This window comes from Desulfotignum phosphitoxidans DSM 13687 (assembly GCF_000350545.1).
Lineage (GTDB): Bacteria > Desulfobacterota > Desulfobacteria > Desulfobacterales > Desulfobacteraceae > Desulfotignum > Desulfotignum phosphitoxidans.
In genome coordinates, this window is the sequence record NZ_APJX01000014.1 from 81,240 (window position 1) to 104,685 (window position 23,446).

A 23,446-nucleotide genomic window follows, 5' to 3' on the forward strand; every position below is an offset into this window, starting at 1 on the left:
GCACCTCTTTGTTGTATTAGCCGTTTACCAGCGACAGGGCCTGGTTCACCACATTGTCCACGGACATCCCCAGTTGTTCCAGAACTTCACCGCCCGGGGCTGAGGCCCCGAACCGCTCGATGCTGACCACGGCCCCGTTTTGCCCCACATATTTTTCCCATCCCATGCCGATACCGGCCTCCACGGCCAGGCGGCAGGTCACTTCCGAAGGCAGGATACGTGCCCGATAGGGGGCCGGGGCTTTTTCAAACCATTCCCAGGACGGCATGGACACCACCGATGTCTGGATATGGTGTTCCTTTTCCAGTATTTCTGCCGCTTTCAGGCTGATATGGACTTCCGAGCCCGTGGCGATGAGGATCAGATCCGCGTCCTTTCCCCGGTTTTGAATGGCATAGGCCCCGTATTGAAATTCTCCGTCCCGTTTCGACATATCCAGGACCGGCAGTTTCTGACGGCTCAAAATCAGGGCAGTCGGCCCGTTTGAGGTGGTTAACGCCTGTTTCCAGGCCTGGGCCGTTTCATTGGCATCGGCCGGACGTACCACATGGAGCCCGGGGATGGCCCGCAGGGCCGCCAGATGTTCCACGGGCTGATGGGTGGGGCCGTCTTCCCCTACTGCCACGCTGTCATGGGTGAACACATAGATCAAAGGCAGATTCATCAGCGATGCCAGCCGGATGGCCGGGCGCATGTAATCCGCAAACACCAGAAAGGTGCCCCCATAGGGACGGACCCCGGAATGCAGGTACATGCCGGCCAGAACTGCGCCCATGGCATGTTCCCGGACCCCGAACCGGATGTTGCGGCCATTTCGGTCATTTTTTTGAAACTCGCCGGAACAGGTGAGATAGGTCTTGTTGGACGGGGCCAGGTCCGCAGACCCGCCCATGAGGGACGGAAGGTTCGGGGCAATGGCATTGAGCACCTTGCCTGAAGCGGCCCGGGTGGCTACCGGGGCATCGGATGTGGAAAACTCCGGAATATCTTTGTCCCAGTCCTTGGTCAGAAATCCGCTCACGGCATCCACAAACAGGGCCGCATCTTCGGGATAGGCTTTTTTATAGGCTGAGAAAACATCCTGCCACCCGTTCTCCAGGTTTTCACCGGATGCCATTGCGTTGCGGGTATGATTCAGTACGGCTTCAGGCACATGAAAAGTCAGATCCTCGGGCAGTCCATAGAATTTTTTCACCACCCGGATCTCTTCGTCCCCCAGGGGGGCCCCATGGGCATCGGCCGTATCCTGCTTGTTGGGGCTGCCATAGGCGATATGGGTTCTGATCTTGATCAGGGACGGGCGGTCTGTTTCTTCTTTGCCCGCCTGAATGGCGGCCTGAATGGCAGTCAGGTCATTGCCGTTTGCCAATTCCGTCACATGCCAGTTCATGGCCGTGAATTTGTCTGCCACGTTTTCCGTGAACGCGATATCCGTGGCCCCTTCAATGGTGATCTGGTTGTCATCATAGATCAGGATCAGTTTTCCCAGACCCAGATGTCCGGCCAGAGACACGGCTTCCATGGCCACCCCTTCCATGAGGTCCCCGTCCCCGCACATGCAGAAGGTATGATGATCAATGAGTGCGTGGTCATCCTTGTTGAACCGGGCAGCCAGGTGGGATTCGGCAATGGCCATGCCCACGGCGTTGGCAATGCCCTGGCCCAAAGGCCCTGTGGTGGTCTCCACGCCCGGGGTTTCTCCGTATTCCGGATGTCCCGGTGTCCGGGAGCCCCATTGTCTGAAATTTTTCAGATCATCCAAATCCAGTCCATACCCGAACAGATACAGCAGGCTGTAAAGCAAAGAAGAGGCATGGCCCCCGGACAGCACAAACCGGTCCCGGTCGATCCATGCCGGGTTTTGGGGATGATGCTTTAAAAATTTTTTAAACAGCACATAAGCGGCCGGTGCCAGGCCCATGGGTGCGCCGGGATGGCCGGAATTGGCTTTTTGCACGGCATCCATGCAAAGGGCTCGAATGGTATTAATCGTGAGTTGATCCAAATTTTCTGTGGCATCGACCATGATCTATTTCTCCTGATAAAAGTGAGCTGAGTGTTATAACGCTCTCATAAATTCGGGTTTAAGTTTAATTTTTCCGCTCAACGCCTGAGCGATCTGATCCAGGGTTTTTTCCTTGTCCCGGGGTAGCCGGGCCCGGACGGGCAGATAATTGGAGGCATGGTTGGCATGGAACAGCCCGTCCGACAGATGGGTGGACGCGATCATCTGGCCCAGTTCCGCCAGCATCTCTTCCGGGGAAGGCAGCTGAAACCGGCCGGCCTGGTAATCATCATGCAGTTCCGTGCCCGGAATCAGCATCAGGCTCAATGCCCCCACATAGTCGGGATCGATTTCCGACAGAACCCGGCCCGTCTCTTTGGCATGAATCAACGACCGCTCTTTTCCGGCCAGCCCCACCAGCACGGTGACAGACAGTTGGATCCCCGCCTGTTTCACCCGTTTCCCCATGCGGATCATCTTGTCTGCGGTGGCACCTTTGCAGATATCGGCCAGCACTTGGTCATCGCCGGATTCCAGGCCCATATAGGCGATGCCCACGCCCAAGGATTTCAGTTCCGCCAGCTCCTCATCCGTTTTCATGCCGATCCCCTTGGTATTGGCATACACCCCCACCCGCTCCACCCAGGGAAGCCGGTCTTGAATTCGTTCCAGAATGGGCCGCAACCGCCGCATGGGCACGATCATGGCATCCCCGTCACAGATGAACAACCGCGTTTGCCGGGGGAAATGGGCCCGGGCATACTCGATGTCCTGAAAAATGATGTCATCTTTTTTGATGGTGAACCGCTTGTCCCGGAAGCTGCCGCAAAACGTGCACTTGTTGTGGGAACACCCTAAAGTCACCTGAAGCAGGATGCTGTCCGCCTCGCTGGGAGGCCGTATAATCATTCCGTCATAATGCATGGGATAAATTTCCTGTTAAAATTCCAAAGCCTTACTTTTAACAGGTATTGCATCAAATTTCAATGTCATTGATCATGTTCGGTTCCGCCAGCCGTCATTGGCGTCCTCCTTGAAATCCAGCCCCTTGAAATGGGGCTTGAGATCCAGCAGCGGGGTGTTGTCCAGCACGTCAATGCCGGAAATATCCAGGCGGGTGCCGGTGATCCCTTTAAGCCGCACCGTGCTCAGCCCGATGGGATTGGGCCTGCGGGGAGAACGGCTGGCAAACAGTCCCACTTCCCTGCCCCCGCCGCTGGGGGGCCGGACATGCAGGGTCACGGGTTTGTCCGGCCGGTCCAGGAAGAAAAACACCTGGATATAGTTGAACGTATCCAGGCGGTAGAGCCCGTCCGCCAGTTCCGGGTTCAGGTCAATGTAAAACGTGCCTGCCGCTTCCGGGTTTGGCTGGTGGGGCACGTCATGATGGGAGGTGTACGGGGTGTGAATGGTTCCGATGGGATGAAACAGGATGTCCATGATGTCTCCTTGATGATCAGTGTTTTTTTAATTTTTTCATACGGATGAAGACACGGGAGCCCGGGGCCGGATCAGGCCCTGGGCGCTGCGGATCAGGGTCCGGGTGTATTCATGATCCGGATGGTTGATGATCCGGGCCGCAGGACCCGTTTCAATGATCCGGCCGCCGGACATCACCCCGATGCGGTCCGCCACTTTTCGTGCCAGTCCGATGTTGTGGGTGACAAACAGCAGGGTCACCCCTTTTTCGATCTGAAGGGTCAACAGCATTTTGAGCACCTTAGCCTGGACACTGGGATCCAGGGCGCTGGTGGGTTCGTCGGCAACCAGCAGGTCGGGTTCATGCACCAGGGCCCGGGCCAGGCAGACCCGCTGGATGGCCCCCATGTTCAGTTCATGGGGATAGCGTTTCAGAAATTCCGGAGCACAGGACAGGCGCACATCGGACAGGGCTGCTTTGACCCGGTCTGCCAGTGCGGATTCGTTTGTGACGGTGTTGTGGATGCGCAGTGGTTCCGCCACAATTTCAAATACGGTAAGCCGGTGGCTGACCGATTCCGCCGGGTTCTGGTAGATGATTCCGATACAAGAGGCCAGAGATGCAGCATCTTTTTTCATCAACAGGTCCATGTCCCGGCCCTGGAAGTTACGGGTTCCCTGATCCGGGGAAACGGCCCCCGCTGCAATCATGGCCAGGGTGGTTTTGCCGGATCCCGTTTCTCCCACCAGGCAGAACACTTCTCCGGCCATGAGCGTCAGGTCCGTGGGATAAAGGGCCGTGACTTTGCCATAGGATTTGGCCACCTGTTCAAAATGCAGGGCCCGGGCGATTCCGCCCCGCAGGCAGCGCACCCGATGGTCCCCGTCAGGCGTGATCTCCATGGCCACAGATCCCAGGGAACAGGCCGGGATGGCCTGGGTGCACCGGGGCTGGAACAGGCACCCTTCCGGCGGGGCATGCCCCCCCTGGTGAAACGCGTCCGGGGCGGCCACATGGGTGTGCACATGGGTGTGGCCGTTATCTGCGGCATGGGCGTGGACCATCCGGTAGAACGCATCCCCCCGGATTCCGCCTAAGTCCCGCACTGCATCCATGGTGGGAAAGGCCCGGGCCAGGGCCAGGGTATAGGGATGAGCCGGGTGTTCCAACAGATCCCTGCCGGGCAGGTGTTCCATGATCTGGCCCAGATAGAGCACGGCAATATCATCGGCCAGGGCCCCGGCCAGATCCAGGTCATGGGTGATGAGCAGCACACTTTTGTTTTGGGCCCGGCATGCCTGAATCACGTCCGCGACAAAGGATTTGGTCACGGCATCCAACGCCGCCGTGGGTTCATCTAAAATCAACAGAGGCGGGTCCAGGATCAGGCCCATGGCCAGAAGTCCCCGCTGGACCTGGCCCCCGCTCAGTTCATGGGGATACCGGTCTGCCAGTTCCGATGCCAGGCCCATGGCCGTCAGCCGGGTTTCAGCCAGTTTCAGGGCTTTTTTTTTCGGGGTGCCCCGCTGGATCAACGGTTCAGCCACCTGATCTTTCAGTCGATGCACGGGATTGAGATTGGCGGCCCCGTTTTGAAACACCATGGCCGCTTTGGCCCACCGGACCGGGGTCATGCGGGCCTCATCAAACACCAGCAGATTGTCCTGATCCAGAAAGATCTCTCCTTGAACCTTGGCATTGTCCGGTAAAAGTCCCATGATGGCTTTGCCCAAAGTGGTCTTGCCGGAACCGGATTCTCCCACCAGGGCCGTGATACGTCCCGGCGCCAGGGTCAGGTTCACTCCGTCCAGAGCCAGCAGAGAGTGGTCGTCTTCCGTATATTGAACTGTCAGTTTTTTTATGGTGATCCGCACGAAGATATCATACCTTAAAGGGTTGAGGTTATAAAGCGGTTTTCAGCCGGGGATCAAACACCCGTTCCAGGCTGATGGTCACAAACGTGGTGCCCATGATCAGAAAAGACAGCAGCAACACCGGCGGCATCAGCCAGTGGGCCCAGATATCCATATAATAATACTTCAGCGCAAAACTGATCATTAAGCCCAGGGATTTCTGGGAAGGGTCGAACAGCCCCAGAAACGCCAGGGACGCTTCCATGAACACAGCCATACGCAGTTTGGCCGCAAAGTTGATGAGATACAATGGAAACAGTTCCGGCATCAGGTGCCGGAAAATGATGTACCGGGAAGATCCGCCCATGTGCCGGGCTGCCTGGATGTGCAGCCCGTGTTTCAGGGTCAGGGCCTGGGCCCTGATCCCCCGGGCCGTGGTGGGCCAGGTCAGGGCCGCCAGGGTCAGGGCCAGCACCCAGGGCGGGGGCTGGAAAAAAGCCGCCAGCAGGATCAGAATCATGACCGATGGAATCGCCAGCACAATGTCGGCCAGACGCATGAGAACCTGGTCCACCCACCCCCCCTGCCAGGCGGCAACCAGTCCGATCACGGATCCCAGGACCAGGCCGGCGGATGCCGCCGTCAGCCCGAAGATCAGGGTGTTTCTCAATCCGGACAGCAGTTCGGCGAAAATATCCATGCCCCCGTCGTTGATGCCCAGCCAGTGCCGGGCTGACGGCGGATCCAGCGGGATAAAAGAGGTGTCGTAGGGATCCCAGGGCATCAGCACGGGCCCGAAAACGGCCAGGCAAAACAGCAGGCCCAGCAGGACGGCCCCCGTGAGAAACCAGGGGTCCGTCCTGATCGTTTGTCCGGCATCAAGATGCATGGGCCACCCGGGGATCCAGCAGGATATAGATAAATTCCAGGGCCAGGTTGATTCCCAGCACCATGATGGATGCCGCCAGGACAATGCCCTGGATCAACGGCAGGTCCCGCATGGCAATGGCATTGAAAAGCAGGGTGCCCAGGCCGGGATAGGAAAACAGGGTTTCCACCACCAGGGCCCCTGTGATCATAAAGGCAAACCGCAGCCCGAACCGGGTCACCAGGGGCAACAGCGCGTTGCGGGCCGCATGGGCGTACCGCACCCGCAATGGCGGCAGCCCCTTGGCCCGGGCCGTTAACACAAACGGGCTTTTCATCACCATGACCATGCCGGCCCGGGCCAGCAGAAAATTGCCGGGAAAATAGGCCAGAACCAGGGTGGTCAAGGGCAGGGCCAGGTGGTGCAGCCGATCCGCCGCCTGCTGCACAAAGGTGTGATCGGCATACGCGGTCTGGGCCCCGGCTGCGGGAAACCAGCCCAGATTCAACGCAAATACCAGCAGCAGCAGCACCCCGGAGCACAGTTCCGGAATCCCTTCCAGCACGGTCATGAGGCCCACCCCGGCTTTTTCCGTGCGGGTGCCCCGCCGCCAGGCCGCTTCCACGCCCAGCACAAATCCCAGAATCGAAGACAGCACATGGGCCGTGCCCATGAGCACCAGGGTCCAGGGAAGGGCATCGAAAAACAGGGCCGCCACGGGGGCCTGAAACGCGTAGGAATACCCCCAGTCCAGGCAAAAGACCCGGCCTAAAAACGCCGTGAATCCGGAATCATCCTGGTACAGGGCCCGAAGGTCCGCAGCCTGCTCTGCCGTGAGGGTGACATCGGAAGCCCCGTACATGGCCGTGACAAAATCACCGGGCAGCATCCGGGGCAGGCTGTGGCTCAGAAACGCCAGGATCAGGGCCGCAGCCAGATAGGCCAGCACGGGGGTCAGCCAGGTATGTCGGTCAGAAGCTTGCATAAAATCTCTTTGTGAGCGGGTCGCCCAACCGGATCCATCCGTTTACCGGATCAGGGCCAGTTTGTTCTGGGGAATGGGCACGCCTTTGCTGATGCCGCCCCGGGTGTAAAACCATTCAATGCCTTTGTCCGGATTGTACGCAGCCAGGGTCACTGGATAATACAAAGAGATGGCCGGCAGTTCCCGGGCATAGACGGCCTGGATCTCAAATACCAGGCGTTTTCGTTTTTCCGGGTCCATCTCCGTCATCTGGGCATCCATCAGGGCATTGAGTTCCGGGCAGGTATCATACCGGGCGCTGTTCACGGACCCGCCTCCGTAGATGGAAGCAGTCATTTCATTGAGCACTTTGGGATCCCCGGAAATACCGCCGTGGCCGGACACGGCCAGATCGAAATCCCAGTTTTTCACCCGGCTGTCCGTGGTGGTCTGCTCCTGGTTCACCAGGGTGACGTGAATGCCGATATCCCTGAGCTGCCGGGCAATGATCTCTCCGTCCCGGTCAGACACACTTTCCCCGGCCACCGTGAGATTGGAGGCGATCAGCTCCAGGGCCAGGGGGTGCCCGTCTTTATGAAACACCCCGTCCGGCCCCGGGGTCCAGCCCAGATCCGTCATGATTTGCCGGGCTTTTTCCGGGTTGTAAGGATAGTCCGGCGTGTCCGGGTTGTACATCTCATGATCCACGCTCAGCAGACCGTAGGAGGCGGGTGTGCCGAATCCCCGGTGGGATTTGTCGATGATCTCCTGGGGATCGATGGCATAGGCCAGGGCCTGCCGGAAATTTCGGTCATCAAAAGGGGGTCTGGTGTGGTTGATCATCAGCTTCTTGTTCCAGCCCCGCTCGTTTTCAATCACGGTCAGCCCTTTTTTTTCCAGGGATGCGGCCATGTCCGGCTGGATATTGGCCAGGTCTGCCTGGCCCGTGACCAGGGACATCAGGGCTTTGGACGTGCGTACATAAATCAGGCGCTGTTTTTTCGGGGTTCCCTGGTAATAGGGTTCAAATGCCTCGAACAGATAGGTGCCCTGGGTTTTATCGAAATCCTTGAACACATAAGGCCCGCTGCCCACCATGCAGGCGGAATCGATGCAGGACTCCGGCTCAGTGATTTTTTGCCATACATGTTTGGGGATCACGGGCATGGTGCCCCCGATATCCGACAGAAACGGGGCATAGGGCTTTGACAGATAAATGGTCACGGTATGATCATCCAGGGCTTTGGCCCGGTCCACGGCATCAATGGAAATCCACGGGTACGGGTGCTGCTGAAAATAAGCAAGGGTGAACACCACATCATGGGCCGTGACGGGCGTGCCGTCATGCCACAGGGCCGCCGGGTCCAGATGAAAAGTAAATGCCAGGTGTTGCGGATCATAGGCCCAGTCCTTGGCCAGACCCGGCACATATCCTTTCTGATCCTTCCACACCAGGGTGTCAAATACCCAGGACATGCGGATATACCCGGGTCCCCGGGGATAATGCCGGAACGGGGTGGGATATCCCCAGTCCCCTTTGCCGTCGGCAATGCGGATGTCATGATCATCCGCCCATACGGGACCGGAAAAACCTGAAAAAAGAATGCCTGCGGCAATCAGCACCCAAACGGCCCACCTTTTCAGGGACCCGGCAGAAATTTTGTCCGTTACAGGCGGAAGAAGCGGGGTTTGGATGTTGTGGACGGTCCGGTCAAGTAACGCCATATCACACTCCTTATATGAAAAAAAAACCATGAAAACAACATCCCGGTTCCGGGACATGCCTTCATGGCAGCGGGTTTTACATATAGTGACAAAAAAATTTCTCGTTTTTTCTTCAGGCTTCATGCCTGTATTGTGCCAGCTTACATATCAGAACCGGCCGGAAAATAACAGTCTTTTTTTATATGTTGTGTCCAGGGTGATTTCAATTGATCGGGTCAGGGAATTGCGATATATTTCTGATAATCAAAACAAGGTGGTTTAAAAAGGAACAAAATAAATGGAAAAAACCGATCCCCGGTACGGGGCATATCTGAACATCCTAAAAGAAGAACTGGTGCCGGCCATGGGATGCACCGAACCCATTGCCGTGGCCTATGCCGCAGCCCGGGCCGCCACAGTGCTCAAAGATCTGCCGGACCGGGTCACCATTCAGGCCAGCGACAATATCGTTAAAAACGTCAAAAGTGTGGTGGTGCCCAATACCGGAGGACTGCGTGGCATTGCCGCGGCAGCCGCGGCCGGGATTGCCGCTGGAAATGCTGATGACATGCTGGAAGTGATCGCCCATGTGGATGAAGCCGGCAAACAGCGGATCCGGCAGTTTCTGAAAACCTGTGATATTCAGGTGTTACCGCTGACCACCGACATTTTGTTTGATCTGAAAGTCACGGTTTTCAAAGGATCGTCCCGGGCCATGGTTCAGATTTCCCATTTTCACACCAATATCGTTCGGATCGAAAATGACGGCGATATTATGTACCAAAACCAGGATTGTGACGAAGTCAACACCACGGTACTCACGGACCGGACCCTGCTCAATGTCGAGGATATTGTGGATTTTGCCTCTTCAGTGACCCTTTCCGAAGTTGACACCCTGCTGCAGAAAATGGTGGATCTCAACATGGCCATTGCCGAGCAGGGAGTATCCGGGACCTGGGGGGCCAATATCGGCAAAGTCCTGATGGAAGTGTGGGGGGATGACATCAAGGTCAGGGCCAAAGCCATGGCCGCCGGCGGGTCCGACGCCCGCATGAGCGGATGTGAACTCCCCGTGATGATCGTATCGGGTTCGGGCAACCAGGGCATCACGGCATCCGTGCCCGTGGTGGTGTATGGGAAGCATTTGGGCGTGGATCCAGACACCTTGTTCCGGGCCCTGCTGGTCTCCTGTCTGGTGACCATTCACCAGAAAACCGGCATCGGCCGGCTGTCCGCCTACTGCGGGGCCGTGAGCGCGGGGGTGGGGGCCGGGGCCGGGATCTCCTGGCTCCACGGGGGCCGGTACCGGGAGATCGCCCACACCATTGTCAATGCCCTGGCCATGGTGTCCGGCATCATCTGTGACGGGGCCAAACCCTCGTGCGCCGCCAAGATCGCCATGTCTGTGGAAGCCGGACTTCTGGGGTTTTTCATGTTCCAGAAAGGCAAACAGTTTTACGGCGGGGACGGGATCGTGAAAAAAGGCGTGGAAAATACCATTGTCAACATCGGGCGCCTGGGCCGGGACGGCATGCGGGAAACCGACCGGGAGATAATCCGCATGATGCTGGGACACTAAATTTTTTCTTATGTAATGAAGGGTTTTATGACCCTTGACGATTGTTAACCTGAAATTCAAGGAGGTTCTCATGTCCAACCAGGAAAGCAAATGCCCGGTAACGGGTCAATCTTCCAGCCAGGTGGCCGGCGGGGGCACATCCAACCGGGACTGGTGGCCCAACCAGCTCAACTTGAAAATTTTGCACCAGCATTCCGCCAAAAGCAATCCCATGGGCGAAGATTTCAACTATGCCGAAGCATTCAAGACACTGGATCTTGACGCCGTTAAAAAAGACCTTTTTGCATTGATGACCGACTCCCAGGAGTGGTGGCCCGCGGATTACGGCCACTACGGGGGATTGTTCATCCGGATGGCATGGCACAGCGCCGGCACCTACCGCATGGGAGACGGCCGGGGGGGCGGCGGCACGGGCAACCAGCGGTTTGCCCCGCTCAACAGCTGGCCGGACAATGTCAGCCTTGACAAGGCCCGCCGTCTGCTCTGGCCCATCAAGCAGAAATACGGAAGAAAAATTTCCTGGGCCGATCTCATGATCCTGGCCGGGAACTGCGCATTGGAATCCATGGGATTCAAAACCTTTGGATTTGCCGGGGGCCGGGTGGACATCTGGGAACCGGAAGAAGATGTTTACTGGGGATCGGAAGAGGAATGGCTGGCCACCAGTGACAAGCCCAAAAGCCGGTACTCCGGGGACCGGGACCTGGAAAATCCCCTGGCCGCCGTGCAGATGGGCCTGATCTATGTGAACCCGGAAGGTCCGGACGGAAATCCGGATCCCGTGGCATCAGGCAAGGATGTCCGGGAGACCTTTGCCCGCATGGCCATGAATGACGAAGAAACCGTGGCCCTGGTGGCCGGTGGCCATACGTTCGGCAAATGCCACGGTGCCGGACCCGCCTCCCACTTAGGACCTGAACCGGAAGCCGCGCCTCTTGAGCAGCAGGGCCTGGGCTGGAAGAGCAGTTTTGGTACGGGCAAGGGCGGGGACGCCATCACCAGCGGCATTGAAGGAGCCTGGAAACCCAATCCCACGAAATGGGATATGGGGTATCTGAAAGTGCTGTTCAAATACGACTGGGAACTGGTGAAAAGCCCGGCCGGTGCCAATCAGTGGCTGGCCAGGGATGTGGATGACCAGGACATGGTGGTGGATGCCCATGATCCAGGCAAAAAACACCGGCCCATGATGACCACGGCCGACCTGTCTTTGAAATTTGACCCCGTGTATGAGAAGATCGCCCGGCACTACCTGGAAAACCCGGAAGAATTTGCCGATGCCTTTGCCAGGGGCTGGTTCAAGCTGACCCACCGGGATATGGGTCCGCGATCCCGGTACCTGGGGCCGGAAGTGCCGGCCGAGGAACTGATCTGGCAGGATCCGATGCCTGAAGTCGATCATGACCTGATCGATGCATCGGATATCGCCGACCTCAAGGCCAAGATTCTGGCGACCGGGCTGCCTGTGTCCCAGCTGGTTTATACGGCCTGGGCGTCTGCCGCCACCTTCCGGGGATCAGATTTCCGGGGCGGGGCCAACGGGGCCCGCATCCGTCTGGCCCCCCAGAAAGACTGGGAAGTCAACCAGCCGGAACAGCTGGCCAAAGTGCTTAACACCCTGGAAGAAGTCAAAGACGCGTTCAACAACGCCCAGACCGGCAATAAAAAAGTGTCTCTGGCAGACCTGATCGTCCTGGGCGGCTGCGCTGCCGTGGAGCAGGCGGCAAAGAACGCCGGGTATGATATCACCGTGCCCTTTGCCCCGGGCCGGACCGATGCCACGGATGCGCAGACGGATGCGGATTCCTTTTCCGTGCTTGAACCCAAAGCAGATGCGTTCCGCAACTATCTCCAGGCGAAGTTCTCGGTCAAGGCCGAAGAACTCATGATCGACCGGGCCCAGCTCCTGACGCTGACGGCCCCGGAAATGACCGTGCTGGTGGGCGGCCTGCGGGTGTTGAATGCCAACTTTGATCAGTCTGCCCACGGGGTGTTCACGGATAAACCGGAAACCCTGACCAACGATTTTTTCAAGAATCTGCTGGACATGGGAACCCAATGGTCGGCTGTGTCGGATGATGAAGACCTGTTTGAGGGCCGGGACCGGAAAACCAAAGAGAAAAAATGGACGGCCACCCGGGTGGACCTGATCTTTGGCGCCAACTCCCAGCTCCGGGCCCTGGCCGAAGTCTATGCCTGCGCCGATGCCGGGGAAAAGTTTGTGACCGATTTTGTGGCGGCCTGGGACAAGGTCATGAACCTGGACCGGTTCGACCTGGCAAAATCATAATCTGAACCGCGTCACCTCTTTTTGACGTGATCGTCCGACAAAGCGCGGCGTTTCCACATACCCGGAAGCGCTGCGCTTTTTTTAATCGCCGGATGCCTCGGTTTCAGTGGGTATAATCGACGTTCAGGCAGGAATTACAGACTTTGGAAAGGAAAAACAGATGGCCGTTTATCAATATGGAGACCGGATTCCGACAATCGGAAAAAATACATATATCAGTGATTCAGCAAGGGTGATCGGGGATGTGGTGATCCAGGACAACTGCTACATCGGTCATGGCGCTATTGTCCGGGGAGATTACGGCACGATTCATATCGGCAACGGCACGGCCGTGGAGGAAGGGGCCATTCTTCATATCCGCCCGGACGGTCTGCTGGAACTGGAAGATCATGTGACCGTGGGTCATGGCGCCATCATCCATGGCCGGCTGATCCAAACCCATGCCGTTATCGGCATCGGGGCGATCATCGGGTTTGATGTGGTGGTGGGGGCCTGGGCCATTGTGGCGGAAGGGTCGGTCATTCCCCAGAAAACCCATATTCCGGATGAAAAAATCACCGGCGGCGTGCCATACAAAATCATCGGAGATGTTCAGCCGCGGCACAAGGAGTTCTGGACTTACGGCAAGCAGCTGTATGTCGATCTTGCCCGGGACTACCCCGAAAAGCTGAAAAAACTGGGCTGATCAAACAAAAATCAGATCTCGATTGGCTGTCCCACCTTGACATCCACATACGCGGCGCCGAATGCCTGCCGGAACCGGTCAATGGCCCAGTCCGAGGTATCGTGGGGAGACAATGCCACAATGCCGGGGGAGACCTTTTGGATGGCGGCAATGGCGTTTTCCACATCCGCTTCCCGGATGCCCTGCCACGGCGGGGTGTCAGATCCCACAATGCGCTGGATATTGACGGGTCCCAGCATGATCCGTCCTCCGTTCACGGGATAATGAAGCCCGCCGATAATCCCGTGGATGGGTTCGTCAAACAACGCCTTGGCCCGATCGATGATCCGTTCGATGGTCTGGTGGCCGCAGCCCACAATCAAAACGATTCCCTTGCCTTTGACATGGATGGCCAGGGCATTCTCCAGGGTGCGTCCCATCAGAAACAGATATCTGGGAATGGTGCCGATGCTGAAAATGCCGGGCTTCAATTCCGTCGGGTCTGAAATCACCCTGGCGTTTGCACTGGGATTCCACCGGGACCCGGTTACCGGGGCCGGAGAATAGATTGGGATATCCGGCAGGGACACGGGCCCCCGGGACAGGCTGAATGTCTGCGTTTTCTGCTCGGTCATGCCGCCCACATGATCCAGGTGCAGGTGGCTGAAAAAAATCATGTCAGGGTCGGACAGGGAAATGCCCAGCTTTTCCATGTTGTGAAGCAATGGAGACGGATGGGCTTTTTCTTTGTTGAAACCGCAATCCATGAGAATGGTGACATCGTCGGCTTTGATGAGATAGGACACACCGGGTTCGGTTTTCAGAGACGGGTCTGCGGCATGAAAATCCACCAGCGGAAGAAGGGTCAGCTGGTTGACCGCTCCCGGCGAAGGGATTTGATGGACCTGTGTGCCTGAAATCTCTTTTTCTGTCTGCTGCCTTCCTTTATTCAGCTGGATAATTTTACCGGCAAAAAACAGCGCTCCCACCACCAGTAAAACCAGGATAAAATACAATGGTGTCATGTCAGCCCCTTTTTTTCAAAGCATCGTCCTCATTTTTCATGGGTTTAAAATGACGGGTTACATGCCTGTTGTCAACAGGGTCCTTTTCTTTTTCAGGATCGTCCTAACATATTCAGCGGCCCGTCAACCCGCTATGGTTCTTGACACATCTCAGCGGTGAACATCCAGGGTGAGCCCGGAAGAAACAGCTTTCTCGTCCTTTTCTTGAGCGGCTGAGGGTTCAAGAACCGTCAGCCTTGTCTCATCGATCGTCTCCGCTTCCACAAATTCCTGCTTGATCGCTTCCGCCCGTTCACGGGCCAGTTCGTGCAACCGGGCTTTGGTTACCGGTTGCGCGTCGACAAGTTTTTGAAGCAGGGCCGTATAAAGCTCGCAGGACGAGTCTGACGGGAGCGGTTCCGCAGGCTTCTTCTCCTTTTTTTTGTTCGCCACAGCCGTCTGCTTTGCTGCATTCTCCCTGGCCGCAGCCAGCGCATCGGCGGAAATTCGCTCCGTGACCATTGTTTCGATGGCGCGCTGGACCAGGGGATTGCTCATATCCATAGGTCCCGCATCTTCGTTGGGACCAACCACTCTACCCGCACGCCCGGCAATTTCATGCCGGATCGCCATGGATTTCAGGGCCTCACCGTCTTTGACCGGGTCAAACCGGCCCTGGATTTTCAGCGTGAGTTGCGGACGCCTGGCAAGGGCTTCGGAAAGGGTCTTCACTTTTTCTCGCTCCGGAGGAGGCAACACGGCCCTGCCCGGTTCAAACTCGATGGTCTCGAGATGCTCTTTTTCCACGTCGAGCATGCCGGCCAGTGCCCTGAAAGGGGAAGTGATGATTTTGGTGAAAAAATTGATAAGGGTTTTCCATATGAGATCCCCAAAGCGGAACTGAGGATCGTCCAGGTTGCCGGAAACGGGGAGCCCGATGTCGATCCGGCCGTCGGCATCCTTGAGAAGCGCAACGGCAAACTCCAGGGGAATGTCGGGCGCATCAGGGCTTTCCACCTTCTCGCCCAGCGTGAGGTTGTCCAGGATGATCTGGTTGCTCCCTTTGAGCTCACTTTGCTGGATCAGGTAGTGAAGATCGAGAGAGAGCCTTCCGGAGGCGATCCTGTATCCGGCGAATTTCCCCGTGTACGGGGTGATGTTGGTCATCTCCACGTTCCTGAAAATCATGTCAATGTCCGTGAAATGCTTGATATTGAGCGGCTCGATCTGCCCCTGGATACTGGATGTGCCATATTCATTTACCCGGCCTTTGAGCTCAATCTGCGCCCGGGCTCCTTGTCTGGAGGAGAGCCCGACGACTGCGCCCTTCAATTCATAGATCTTTGCGGCAAATGGTAGGCGGAGACTCAGGTCTGCGAAATCGAGGACACCTTTTTCGATGCGGATTCTCCGAACATCCACGGGAAATCCGCCGGGAGTTTCCACTTGGGGCACCGGGTTTTTCCCCTCAACCGTTTTTTTGTTGTGCCGCAGCACCTTGGCCAGGTTCAGGCTCTTGTCTTTATATATGATCAGCTTTCCATAGGGTTTAATGAGGTGGACTTCTCCGATGTCAAGCTGTTCAGGCCCAAGCCCCAGCGTGATATTGTCCGCCTTCAAGTCCTGCCAGGCAAGAAATCTTTTCGTGGTGCCCACCTCGGAAACGAGCAGATCCGTGATGTGCGCATTGCCGGAGAATTGCAGGTTCGGACCATTTTTTTTCTCACCGTAGATCACCTTTCCCGCAGCGTTGAAATCCCCCGCATCCACGCTCAGGTAGGCATATTGTGCCACGTAGGGCTGAAAAGGTGTCAGGGCCAGGTTCGACACACGGACCGTCGCTTCCGCGCTTTTCTGAGCGAGAGTGAAGCGTCCCCTGGCATTCATGGTGCCCCCTTGCTCTACCGTCAGAGACGCTTCAAAGGGAACAGAGGCCTTGCCTTCACTGCGAAAATCGGCAAGTTTCAGCGTGATGTCTTGAAGGGTCACCGCGGGCGCAGGAGACAGCTTCTGATCTGTGAAAGCCACGCTCAACCCGGCCGTCTCCACTGAGCCGACGGCAACGGACCAGGGCATTTCTTCCGCCTGGGTCTTGGCCACAACGACGTCATTTTTTTCTTGGCGGTTGTCGACATTTCTTTTTCCGAGCACGCGCAACAGGTTCAAGGTGCCGGCCTTTTCCAGCACCATGGCGGCATGCCCGCCCTCCACCAAAACTTTTTCCAGGGTCACCTGCCGGGTTTCAAGGTCGATGCGGCCTCCCTCCACGGCAAGACTTCCCAGCGTGACCAGGGGCGCCTCCTGCCTCATCTCTTTCAGGGACACGCCCTCGAAGATGAGGTTCAGGTTCTCGGCCAGGCCCCCCGCCTGAAACGATCCAGAAGCCAGATCAACCCGGCCGTCATCGAGACGAATGGTGTCCACAAAGAGAATCGGCTCCCCGTCCCCCCGGGCCTTGAGTTCCAGGGCCGAGACAAGCACTTTTAATTCTTCGATGACAAAACCAGGGGATTGATCCGTATGGGCAAATTCGTAGCGGGCGTCGAGGTCTACTTCACCCCCGGGTTTGTCCAGAAGAATGTCATCCTGCAAAAATTCCCATGCCGAAACGGTCTTGAATCCCTCCACCTTTACCCTGCCTTCGGACCAGAGAGGATGGAGGGAAACATCGCCGGCCCCTGTGAGCTTTCCGCCGTGGGGAAGGGTCGCTTCCAGGGAATAGACTCCCTTTTGGTCCGGCAGCGTGGTAAGGTTTTTGAGCGCCAGGTCAATCGTCTCCAGCGTAATACTGCCCGGGGTCGGGCCGGATAAGTCCGTGAAAACGAGTCGCCCCTGGTTCAAGGCAATGTGCTCAAAGATGACGCGCGGCAAGCGCTCATCTCCTTTGGTTTTTTCCTCATTTTCCTTCTTTGGGATCCGGTCTGCGATATCAATAAAGTTGATGCGGCCCTCAGGTTCTATTTGCAGATTCACGACCGGGCCTTCCAGGCGGACATCCGCAAAGGTCCAGGCCCGGCGCCAGAGACTGGCGATCTCGAAGTTGACAAAAATCGCCTTGAATGCGATTAACGGGGATCCCTCTCTTTTTTTGAGGTCAAAGTTCTTGATATCCAGGGTGAGGGTGAACGGGTTTACCCGGACCTCTTCCATGACCATGAGGCAGTTGAGGGATTCCCGGGCAAACTGCGTGGATTGACGCTTGATCAGATAGGGGGCAAGAAAAAAGCCTGCCAGGGTGTAGGTGATAATCAGGGCAACAGAGATGATGAGAGTTTTGCTCAGCAAAACCCTCATGAGCCAATGCCTTTGAAAATGTTTGCTTTCCGGAGCATCCATGGGTTCAGTTGCCTCCTCTTTATCTCGTTGAACAGCTCCGCATGAACCATTCAGCCTGAGCGGCTTTCACACGCGGCAGCGATTCCAGGGCTTTATTTGCCTGTATCCAAGCTTTGTGCCAGGTTCCATAAATGCGATTTTATTTAATCCAACATACTGGTTTATTATTGAATATTCAAGCGGGAAAGGGATTGGTTTTCATGGATTCGGGGAAACCGGCAAACAAGATCTGAGTTTTTCCGGCGGACAGACCGTTACTTTTTCGCTGATCGCATAGGGGTCATCAACAGGGGCGATCACCCATGCAGATTCCGGTTGAACCGCATCAATCAGTTCATAAAATCCCCGTGAGGGTTTCGGGGCTTTTGACAGTTTGCACTCAAAAACATGGCGCCTGCCGGCCCGCTCCAGGACCAGGTCCATTTCAGCCCCGTTGGCCGTGCGCATGAAAGAGGGGTTCCATCGGTTGTAGCAGGCAATGATGTTTTCAATCACAAACCCCTCCCAGGAAGCCCCGGCAATGGGATGGGCCAGAAGATTGTCATAGGTTTCAATGTCCAGAAGCGCATGAAGTATCCCGCTGTCACGCAGGTAGACTTTCGGGGATTTGATCAGCCGTTTTTTCAAGTTTGTTTCCGCCGGCGGCAGCAGGCGGAGCATGTATGTCTGTTCCAGGATGACAAGATATTTTTTCAGTGTTGGAATGGAGATGTCCGCAGTCGCTGCCAGTTTGTGATAATTAACCGTTTGTCCATGATAGTGTGCCAGCAGCAGCCACAACCGTTCGATGACAGGAACAGGGATATTGAATCCAAGACCGGGAATATCCCTTTCCATGAATGTTCTGATAAAATCCAGGCGCCAGTCGAAACTGTCCGCATCATCTTTGGCAAGGGTGCTTTCAGGAAATCCGCCCCTGAGCCATAGATCAGACCACGGAATGGATGGGGACACTTCATGGATCAGAAACGGGCTTAAATCCAGATAAGCGATACGGCCGGCCAGGGTTTCAGTGGATTGTCTTATCAGATCCCGGGAGGCTGACCCGAGAATTAAAAATCGGCCCGGCCTGCGGTCTTTATCAATTTCCGACCGAAGGACTGAAAAAAATTCCGGCAGCATCTGAATTTCGTCCAGGCAGATCATCTTCTCCCGGTAACGGTCGAAAAAAAGCTCGGGTTCCGCCAGTTTGTTGCGATCCACACGATCCTGTAAATCCAGGTAAATGGACGGCCTGTTTTTCAACATCATGCGGGCGGTGGTCGATTTTCCGCATTGCCGGGGCCCAAGAATGGCTGTAGCCGGGGAACGGGACAGGGACCGGTGAATTTTTTCTTCAATCAACCTTGTGATATAACCATGCATATCAAAAACAACCTTTTATGATTTACATGGTTATATCATTTTTGAATTCAGGGTGTCAATGGACTTTCTATGCATTGAAAAGGCGGATCTGTCAGGCGTGAATGTCACAGCATGGCCGTCAGCCGGTTTTCAATGATTTGTTTTGCCTCTGCCATGATCCGGTCCAGCAGCTCTTTGCATGTGGGGATATCATGGACCAGGCCGGCCACCATGCCGCAGGACCATACGCCGGACTCCATGTCCCCTTGCTGCATGATTCTGGGATAAACGCCCGCCACTTCTTCAATGATATCTTCAAACTTCAGGCGGCTGCCCAGGGAGGCTTCTTTTTCCAGCAGTTTTTGGGCTGCGGCATTGTTCAGGACCCGCTCCGTATTTCGTAAAGGCCGCATGACCAGGCGGGTATCGGTTTCACCGGCATGTAAAATCGCCTGCTTGACATTTTCGTGCACGGGCGCTTCTTTAGTGGCGATGAACCGCGTGCCCATGTTGATCCCGTCCGCGCCCAGGGCCAGGGCCGCCACCAGGCTTCTGGCATCTGCCATGCCCCCGGATGCCACAAACGGGATGGTCAGTTCTTCGGCGGCCCGGGGCAGGAGCACCATATTGGGGATATCGTCTTCGCCCGGATGGCCCCCGCATTCAAACCCATCCACGGAGACGGCGTCACATCCGATGTTCTCCGCCTTGACTGCATGCCGGACGGACGTGCATTTGTGGATGACCTTGACACCGGCCTCTTTTAAATAAGGCAGGTACGGCGCCGGGTTTCTGCCGGCCGTTTCGACAATCGTTATTCCGTTGTCGATAATGGCCTTGATATACCCGGGATAATCCGGCGAGGACACGGTGGGCAGAAAAGTCAGGTTCACCCCGACCGGTTTGTCCGTCATGTCTTTGCACCGCTTGATTTCTTTGTCCAGATCCTTCGGTGTTTTCTGGGTGAGCCCCGTAATGATGCCCAGACCGCCGGCATTGGACACGGCCGCCGCCAGTTCGGCAAACCCGACATAGTGCATCCCCCCCTGAATGATGGGATGCTGGATGCCGAACAACTTTGTGATTCTTGTTTTCATATCATGCACTCCTCAAAGGAATTTTACCTGCATGCAACTTAAATGGGTTTATTTCCCGTGTCAAGTCACGGGCACATATATCGGATTTCGAATAATTATTTCAGCCTTTTCTTGACAAGAAGCATTTTCCCAACCTATTATTGAAAATGTCATACCCGGTTTGTCCCGCTTTCCCCCTTTTTCCTCATTAGAAATCAGGATAATATGACCATGTGCCGCATATCAAAAAAAATAGCCCCACAACAACTCGGTTTGAGGTGACGGTAGAAAATTTACAGGAATAAAAAATGGCAGATTCTAAAATATGTGAAGAAGACGTCGCCGGGTGCAAACAGGCCGAAGAAGCTCTGGACAAGACGGATGAAAAGTTGCAGTTAAGCGAACAGCGGTACCGAAGCATCTTTGATGAAGGCCCTTTCGGAATGGGGTTGGTGAAACCGGATGCTAGGTTTATCGCGGTGAATAAGGTGTTGTGTGATTTATTGGGATATACAAAACAGGAACTTATCGGTCAAAGCGCTGTTGACATAACCTATGAGGAAGACAAAGAAAAGAGCCGAAAATTTTCAAGACAATTGTTTGCAGGCATCACTCCCGTGGTTCGGTTTAAAAAGCGGTATGTCAGAAAAAACGGCGACATTCTCTGGGTGAAGATCACCTCTTCCGCCATCCATGATAAAGAAGGCAATATCCCTTACGGCCAGATTATCATTGAAAGCCTCACGGAAAGCATCGAAGCCGCGGAAAAGATTCACCTGATGGCTTATTATGACAGTCTGACAGGCATAGCAAACCTGACGTTTCATAAAATACTGATCCAAAAAACCATTGCACATGCCCGCCGGCATAAAAAAACAGCGGCCGTTATTTATATTGGATTGGACCGTTTCAAACGGATTAACGACACGCTCGGATACAGTGTCGGCGATCTGCTGCTCAAGGCCGTGGCTGACAGGCTTACCCGTTTTCTGCGGAAAAGCGACTTTGTTGCCAGATCCGTTGAAAATCAAACGGAAACGGTGATATCCCGGCCCGGGGGAGACGAATTTATCGTATTGACCCATGATCTGATCCATGCGCATAGCGCCGCAAGAATGGCCAGACGATTACTCAAGGAAATATCCGCACCCTATGATCTGGACGGCCGTGAAATTTTTATCACGGCCAGCATGGGTATTGCCTTGTATCCTGATGACGGAGAAGATGTGGATGCACTTTTGTTAAATGCGGAAAAAGCAATGAGACACACAAAGAGCAAAGGGATAAACAATTATTTATTTTACGCCAAATCCATGCATTCCGCTGTCCTGGAAATTTTGACCCTGGAAAACGACCTGCACAGAGCACTGGAGCGAAACGAGCTGGTGCTCTATTATCAACCCAAGGTAAATGCGGCAACCAGAATCATCACGGGGATGGAAGCGCTGATTCGCTGGAATCATCCCGAAAAGGGCTTGATCCCCCCCATGCAGTTTATCCCCATCGCGGAAACCAGCGGTCTTATCATGCCCATCGGAGAGTTTGTCATACGCACGGTGTGCAGGCAAATCCAAACATGGCAAAAAGCCGGATACAAGCCGATCAACGTTGCCCTGAACGTGTCGACCCACCAGTTTAAGAAACAGGATCTGGCCGGCATCATCAAGGCGGCTTTGCAGGATACGATGATTTCTCCGAACTGCCTGGGACTGGAAATCACTGAAAGCGCCATTATGGGCAACTCGGAAACAGAACGTCAGACCCTGACTGAACTGAACGATCTGGGGATAGGGCTTGCCATTGATGATTTCGGTACGGGATATTCATCCTTAAGCTATTTGAAACAGCTGCCGCTGGATTATTTAAAGATCGATAAGTCCTTTATCGATGATGTCGTGTCCGACAGTAGAGATCAAGCGATTGTCAGGGCAACGATTGTCATGGCCCACGGCCTGAATATGAAAACCATTGCCGAAGGCGTGGAAACAGAAGCGCAGTTAACCTTTTTACAGACGCATGGATGCGATGAAATCCAGGGCTATTTGTTCAGCCGGCCGTTGCCGGCAGATCAAATCCAGGGGATTGCTCAGCACACTTTGCGCAAAGGCGGATGATGGGAAAACTGGTAATTGCCACAGTGATCGCCGTGCTCGTCTGTGTCACGGCCCCCGGGGCACAGGCGGCTGAATTGCCGAACTTTTCGTTCAACGGCTTTGGTACGTTCGGCGTGGTTCATTCCGACGAGGACCGGGCAGATTTTGCTTCAAACCTGTTTGCTCCCGACGGGGCAGGCTACACCCGGGCATGGAGCCCTGAAGTCGACAGCGTGCTGGGAGTGCAGCTCACGGCCAATCTCACGTCCCGGTTGACCGGGATCCTGCAGGTTGTTTCCGAGCAGCAGTACGACGAAAACTACACGCCGACCGTGGAGTGGGCCAATCTCACCTTCGACATCACCCCGGACCTGAGCGTACGCGTCGGGCGCATGGTCCAGCCGTCGTTCATGGTTTCCGAGTACCGGAAAGTCAGGTATGCGACACCATGGGTCCGTCCTCCCAAAGAAGTCTATGACATGATACCCGTCACCAATGCAGACGGTATCGATATGAGTTACCGTTTCCGTTTCAATGGGTTTACCAATACCCTGCGGGCCATGTACGGCGGCAGGGACGCCGATACATCCGACGGAAGCGAGGTAAGCGCCAGCGACACAATAGTGCTCCGCAATACCCTGGAATGGGGCACAGTCTCCCTGTTTGCATCGTATACCCGCTTTCGTCTGACCATAGAAGGCCTGATAATCATATAAAGGGCGTAGCAAAAAACAACCGTTGACATTTGCTACTATTAAACTGCGTGGAAGCCAGCTTTCCAGGGGAATTTTTGGGGTTCCCCTGGAAAGCTGGCCGAAGCACTATTAAAAAATGAGAAGGCACCTCCCTAATTATAGCAGCGATTGCTATAATACCAGTTATTATTAACATATAGGATTTAGGAGGTGCCCAATGAAATATTACGCCGGAATTGATTTGCATTCAAGTAATAATTATATCGGTATCATCGATGAGAAGGACAAGCGGGTATTCGGCAAGCGGATCAGCAACGATCTGCCGGATGTCCTCTCGGTACTGGAACCGTTCAAAAGCAACCTGGATGGCGTTGTGGTGGAATCAACCTATAACTGGTACTGGCTGGTGGATGGCCTGCAAAATCACGGCTATCAGGTTCATCTGGCCAACCCATCCGCTGTCAAGCAGTATGAAGGATTAAAGTACACCGATGACCGGTGGGACTCCTTCTGGCTGGCCCATATGAAACGATTGAACATATTGCCTGAAG

General features: G+C 55.4%; 17 protein-coding genes. 6 read left to right on the forward strand and 11 right to left on the reverse strand.

What is annotated here, in order from left to right; genetic code table 11:
- Positions 1 to 16 precede the first annotated feature (16 nt).
- From tkt to DPO_RS21510, 7 genes are all read right to left on the reverse strand, one after another.
- Positions 17 to 2,026, reverse strand: a complete 2,010-nt coding sequence (tkt, locus tag DPO_RS21480) for a transketolase (RefSeq protein WP_006968484.1) — start codon at positions 2,024 to 2,026, stop codon at positions 17 to 19.
- Positions 2,027 to 2,059: 33 nt separating this feature from the next.
- Complete coding sequence (locus tag DPO_RS21485) at positions 2,060 to 2,929, reverse strand: radical SAM protein (RefSeq protein WP_006968485.1); 870 nt, start codon at positions 2,927 to 2,929, stop codon at positions 2,060 to 2,062.
- A 72-nt stretch (positions 2,930 to 3,001) separates the two neighbouring features.
- A complete protein-coding gene (gene tsaA / locus DPO_RS21490; protein ID WP_006968486.1) occupies positions 3,002 to 3,445 on the reverse strand; it encodes a tRNA (N6-threonylcarbamoyladenosine(37)-N6)-methyltransferase TrmO in 444 nt (147 codons plus the stop codon).
- A 36-nt stretch (positions 3,446 to 3,481) separates the two neighbouring features.
- Positions 3,482 to 5,299 carry an ABC transporter ATP-binding protein gene (locus DPO_RS21495; protein WP_006968487.1) on the reverse strand — a complete coding sequence of 606 codons (1,818 nt, stop codon included), beginning with the start codon at positions 5,297 to 5,299 and terminating at the stop codon, positions 3,482 to 3,484.
- Between the two features lie 28 nt (positions 5,300 to 5,327).
- Positions 5,328 to 6,167 carry an ABC transporter permease gene (locus DPO_RS21500; protein ID WP_006968488.1) on the reverse strand — a complete coding sequence of 280 codons (840 nt, stop codon included), beginning with the start codon at positions 6,165 to 6,167 and terminating at the stop codon, positions 5,328 to 5,330.
- On the reverse strand, positions 6,157 to 7,131 hold the full coding sequence (locus tag DPO_RS21505; protein WP_006968489.1) for an ABC transporter permease: 975 nt from the start codon (positions 7,129 to 7,131) through the stop codon (positions 6,157 to 6,159). Before DPO_RS21505 ends, DPO_RS21500 begins: the two co-directional genes overlap by 11 nt.
- Before the next feature lie 42 nt (positions 7,132 to 7,173).
- Complete coding sequence (locus tag DPO_RS21510; protein WP_006968490.1) at positions 7,174 to 8,835, reverse strand: ABC transporter substrate-binding protein; 1,662 nt, start codon at positions 8,833 to 8,835, stop codon at positions 7,174 to 7,176.
- 277 nt (positions 8,836 to 9,112) lie between these two features.
- Between DPO_RS21510 and DPO_RS21515 the strand changes: the two genes are divergently transcribed.
- The 3 genes from DPO_RS21515 to DPO_RS21525 all read left to right on the forward strand — a co-directional run bounded on the left by DPO_RS21515 (position 9,113) and on the right by DPO_RS21525 (position 13,368).
- On the forward strand, positions 9,113 to 10,393 hold the full coding sequence (locus DPO_RS21515; RefSeq protein ID WP_006968491.1) for an L-cysteine desulfidase family protein: 1,281 nt from the start codon (positions 9,113 to 9,115) through the stop codon (positions 10,391 to 10,393).
- A 70-nt stretch (positions 10,394 to 10,463) separates the two neighbouring features.
- Entirely contained in the window at positions 10,464 to 12,683 is a 2,220-nt protein-coding gene (katG, locus tag DPO_RS21520) for a catalase/peroxidase HPI (protein WP_006968492.1), read from the forward strand.
- 160 nt (positions 12,684 to 12,843) lie between these two features.
- Positions 12,844 to 13,368: a gamma carbonic anhydrase family protein gene (locus DPO_RS21525; RefSeq protein WP_006968493.1), complete on the forward strand. Its 525-nt coding sequence runs from the start codon at positions 12,844 to 12,846 to the stop codon at positions 13,366 to 13,368.
- An 11-nt stretch (positions 13,369 to 13,379) separates the two neighbouring features.
- Here DPO_RS21525 and DPO_RS21530 read toward each other — a convergent pair whose 3' ends face one another.
- From DPO_RS21530 to DPO_RS21545, 4 genes are all read right to left on the reverse strand, one after another.
- On the reverse strand, positions 13,380 to 14,372 hold the full coding sequence (locus tag DPO_RS21530; RefSeq protein WP_006968494.1) for an MBL fold metallo-hydrolase: 993 nt from the start codon (positions 14,370 to 14,372) through the stop codon (positions 13,380 to 13,382).
- Positions 14,373 to 14,522: 150 nt separating this feature from the next.
- Positions 14,523 to 17,687: a DUF748 domain-containing protein gene (locus DPO_RS21535; RefSeq protein ID WP_006968495.1), complete on the reverse strand. Its 3,165-nt coding sequence runs from the start codon at positions 17,685 to 17,687 to the stop codon at positions 14,523 to 14,525.
- Positions 17,688 to 17,885: 198 nt separating this feature from the next.
- Positions 17,886 to 19,052: an ATP-binding protein gene (locus tag DPO_RS21540; RefSeq protein ID WP_006968496.1), complete on the reverse strand. Its 1,167-nt coding sequence runs from the start codon at positions 19,050 to 19,052 to the stop codon at positions 17,886 to 17,888.
- A gap of 104 nt (positions 19,053 to 19,156) precedes the next feature.
- Positions 19,157 to 20,128 carry an NAD(P)H-dependent flavin oxidoreductase gene (locus tag DPO_RS21545; protein WP_006968497.1) on the reverse strand — a complete coding sequence of 324 codons (972 nt, stop codon included), beginning with the start codon at positions 20,126 to 20,128 and terminating at the stop codon, positions 19,157 to 19,159.
- 287 nt (positions 20,129 to 20,415) lie between these two features.
- On the opposite strand from DPO_RS21545, the gene DPO_RS21550 reads away from it, so the two are divergent.
- The 3 genes from DPO_RS21550 to DPO_RS21560 all read left to right on the forward strand — a co-directional run.
- Positions 20,416 to 22,221 (forward strand): putative bifunctional diguanylate cyclase/phosphodiesterase, encoded by a 1,806-nt coding sequence (locus tag DPO_RS21550; RefSeq protein ID WP_006968498.1) that lies wholly within the window; start codon positions 20,416 to 20,418, stop codon positions 22,219 to 22,221.
- Positions 22,218 to 22,916, forward strand: coding sequence for a hypothetical protein (locus DPO_RS21555; RefSeq protein WP_006968499.1), 699 nt, complete (start codon positions 22,218 to 22,220; stop codon positions 22,914 to 22,916). Before DPO_RS21550 ends, DPO_RS21555 begins: the two co-directional genes overlap by 4 nt.
- 196 nt (positions 22,917 to 23,112) lie before the next feature.
- A partial coding sequence (locus DPO_RS21560; protein WP_040012199.1) for an IS110 family transposase occupies positions 23,113 to 23,446 on the forward strand: 334 nt, incomplete at its 3' end.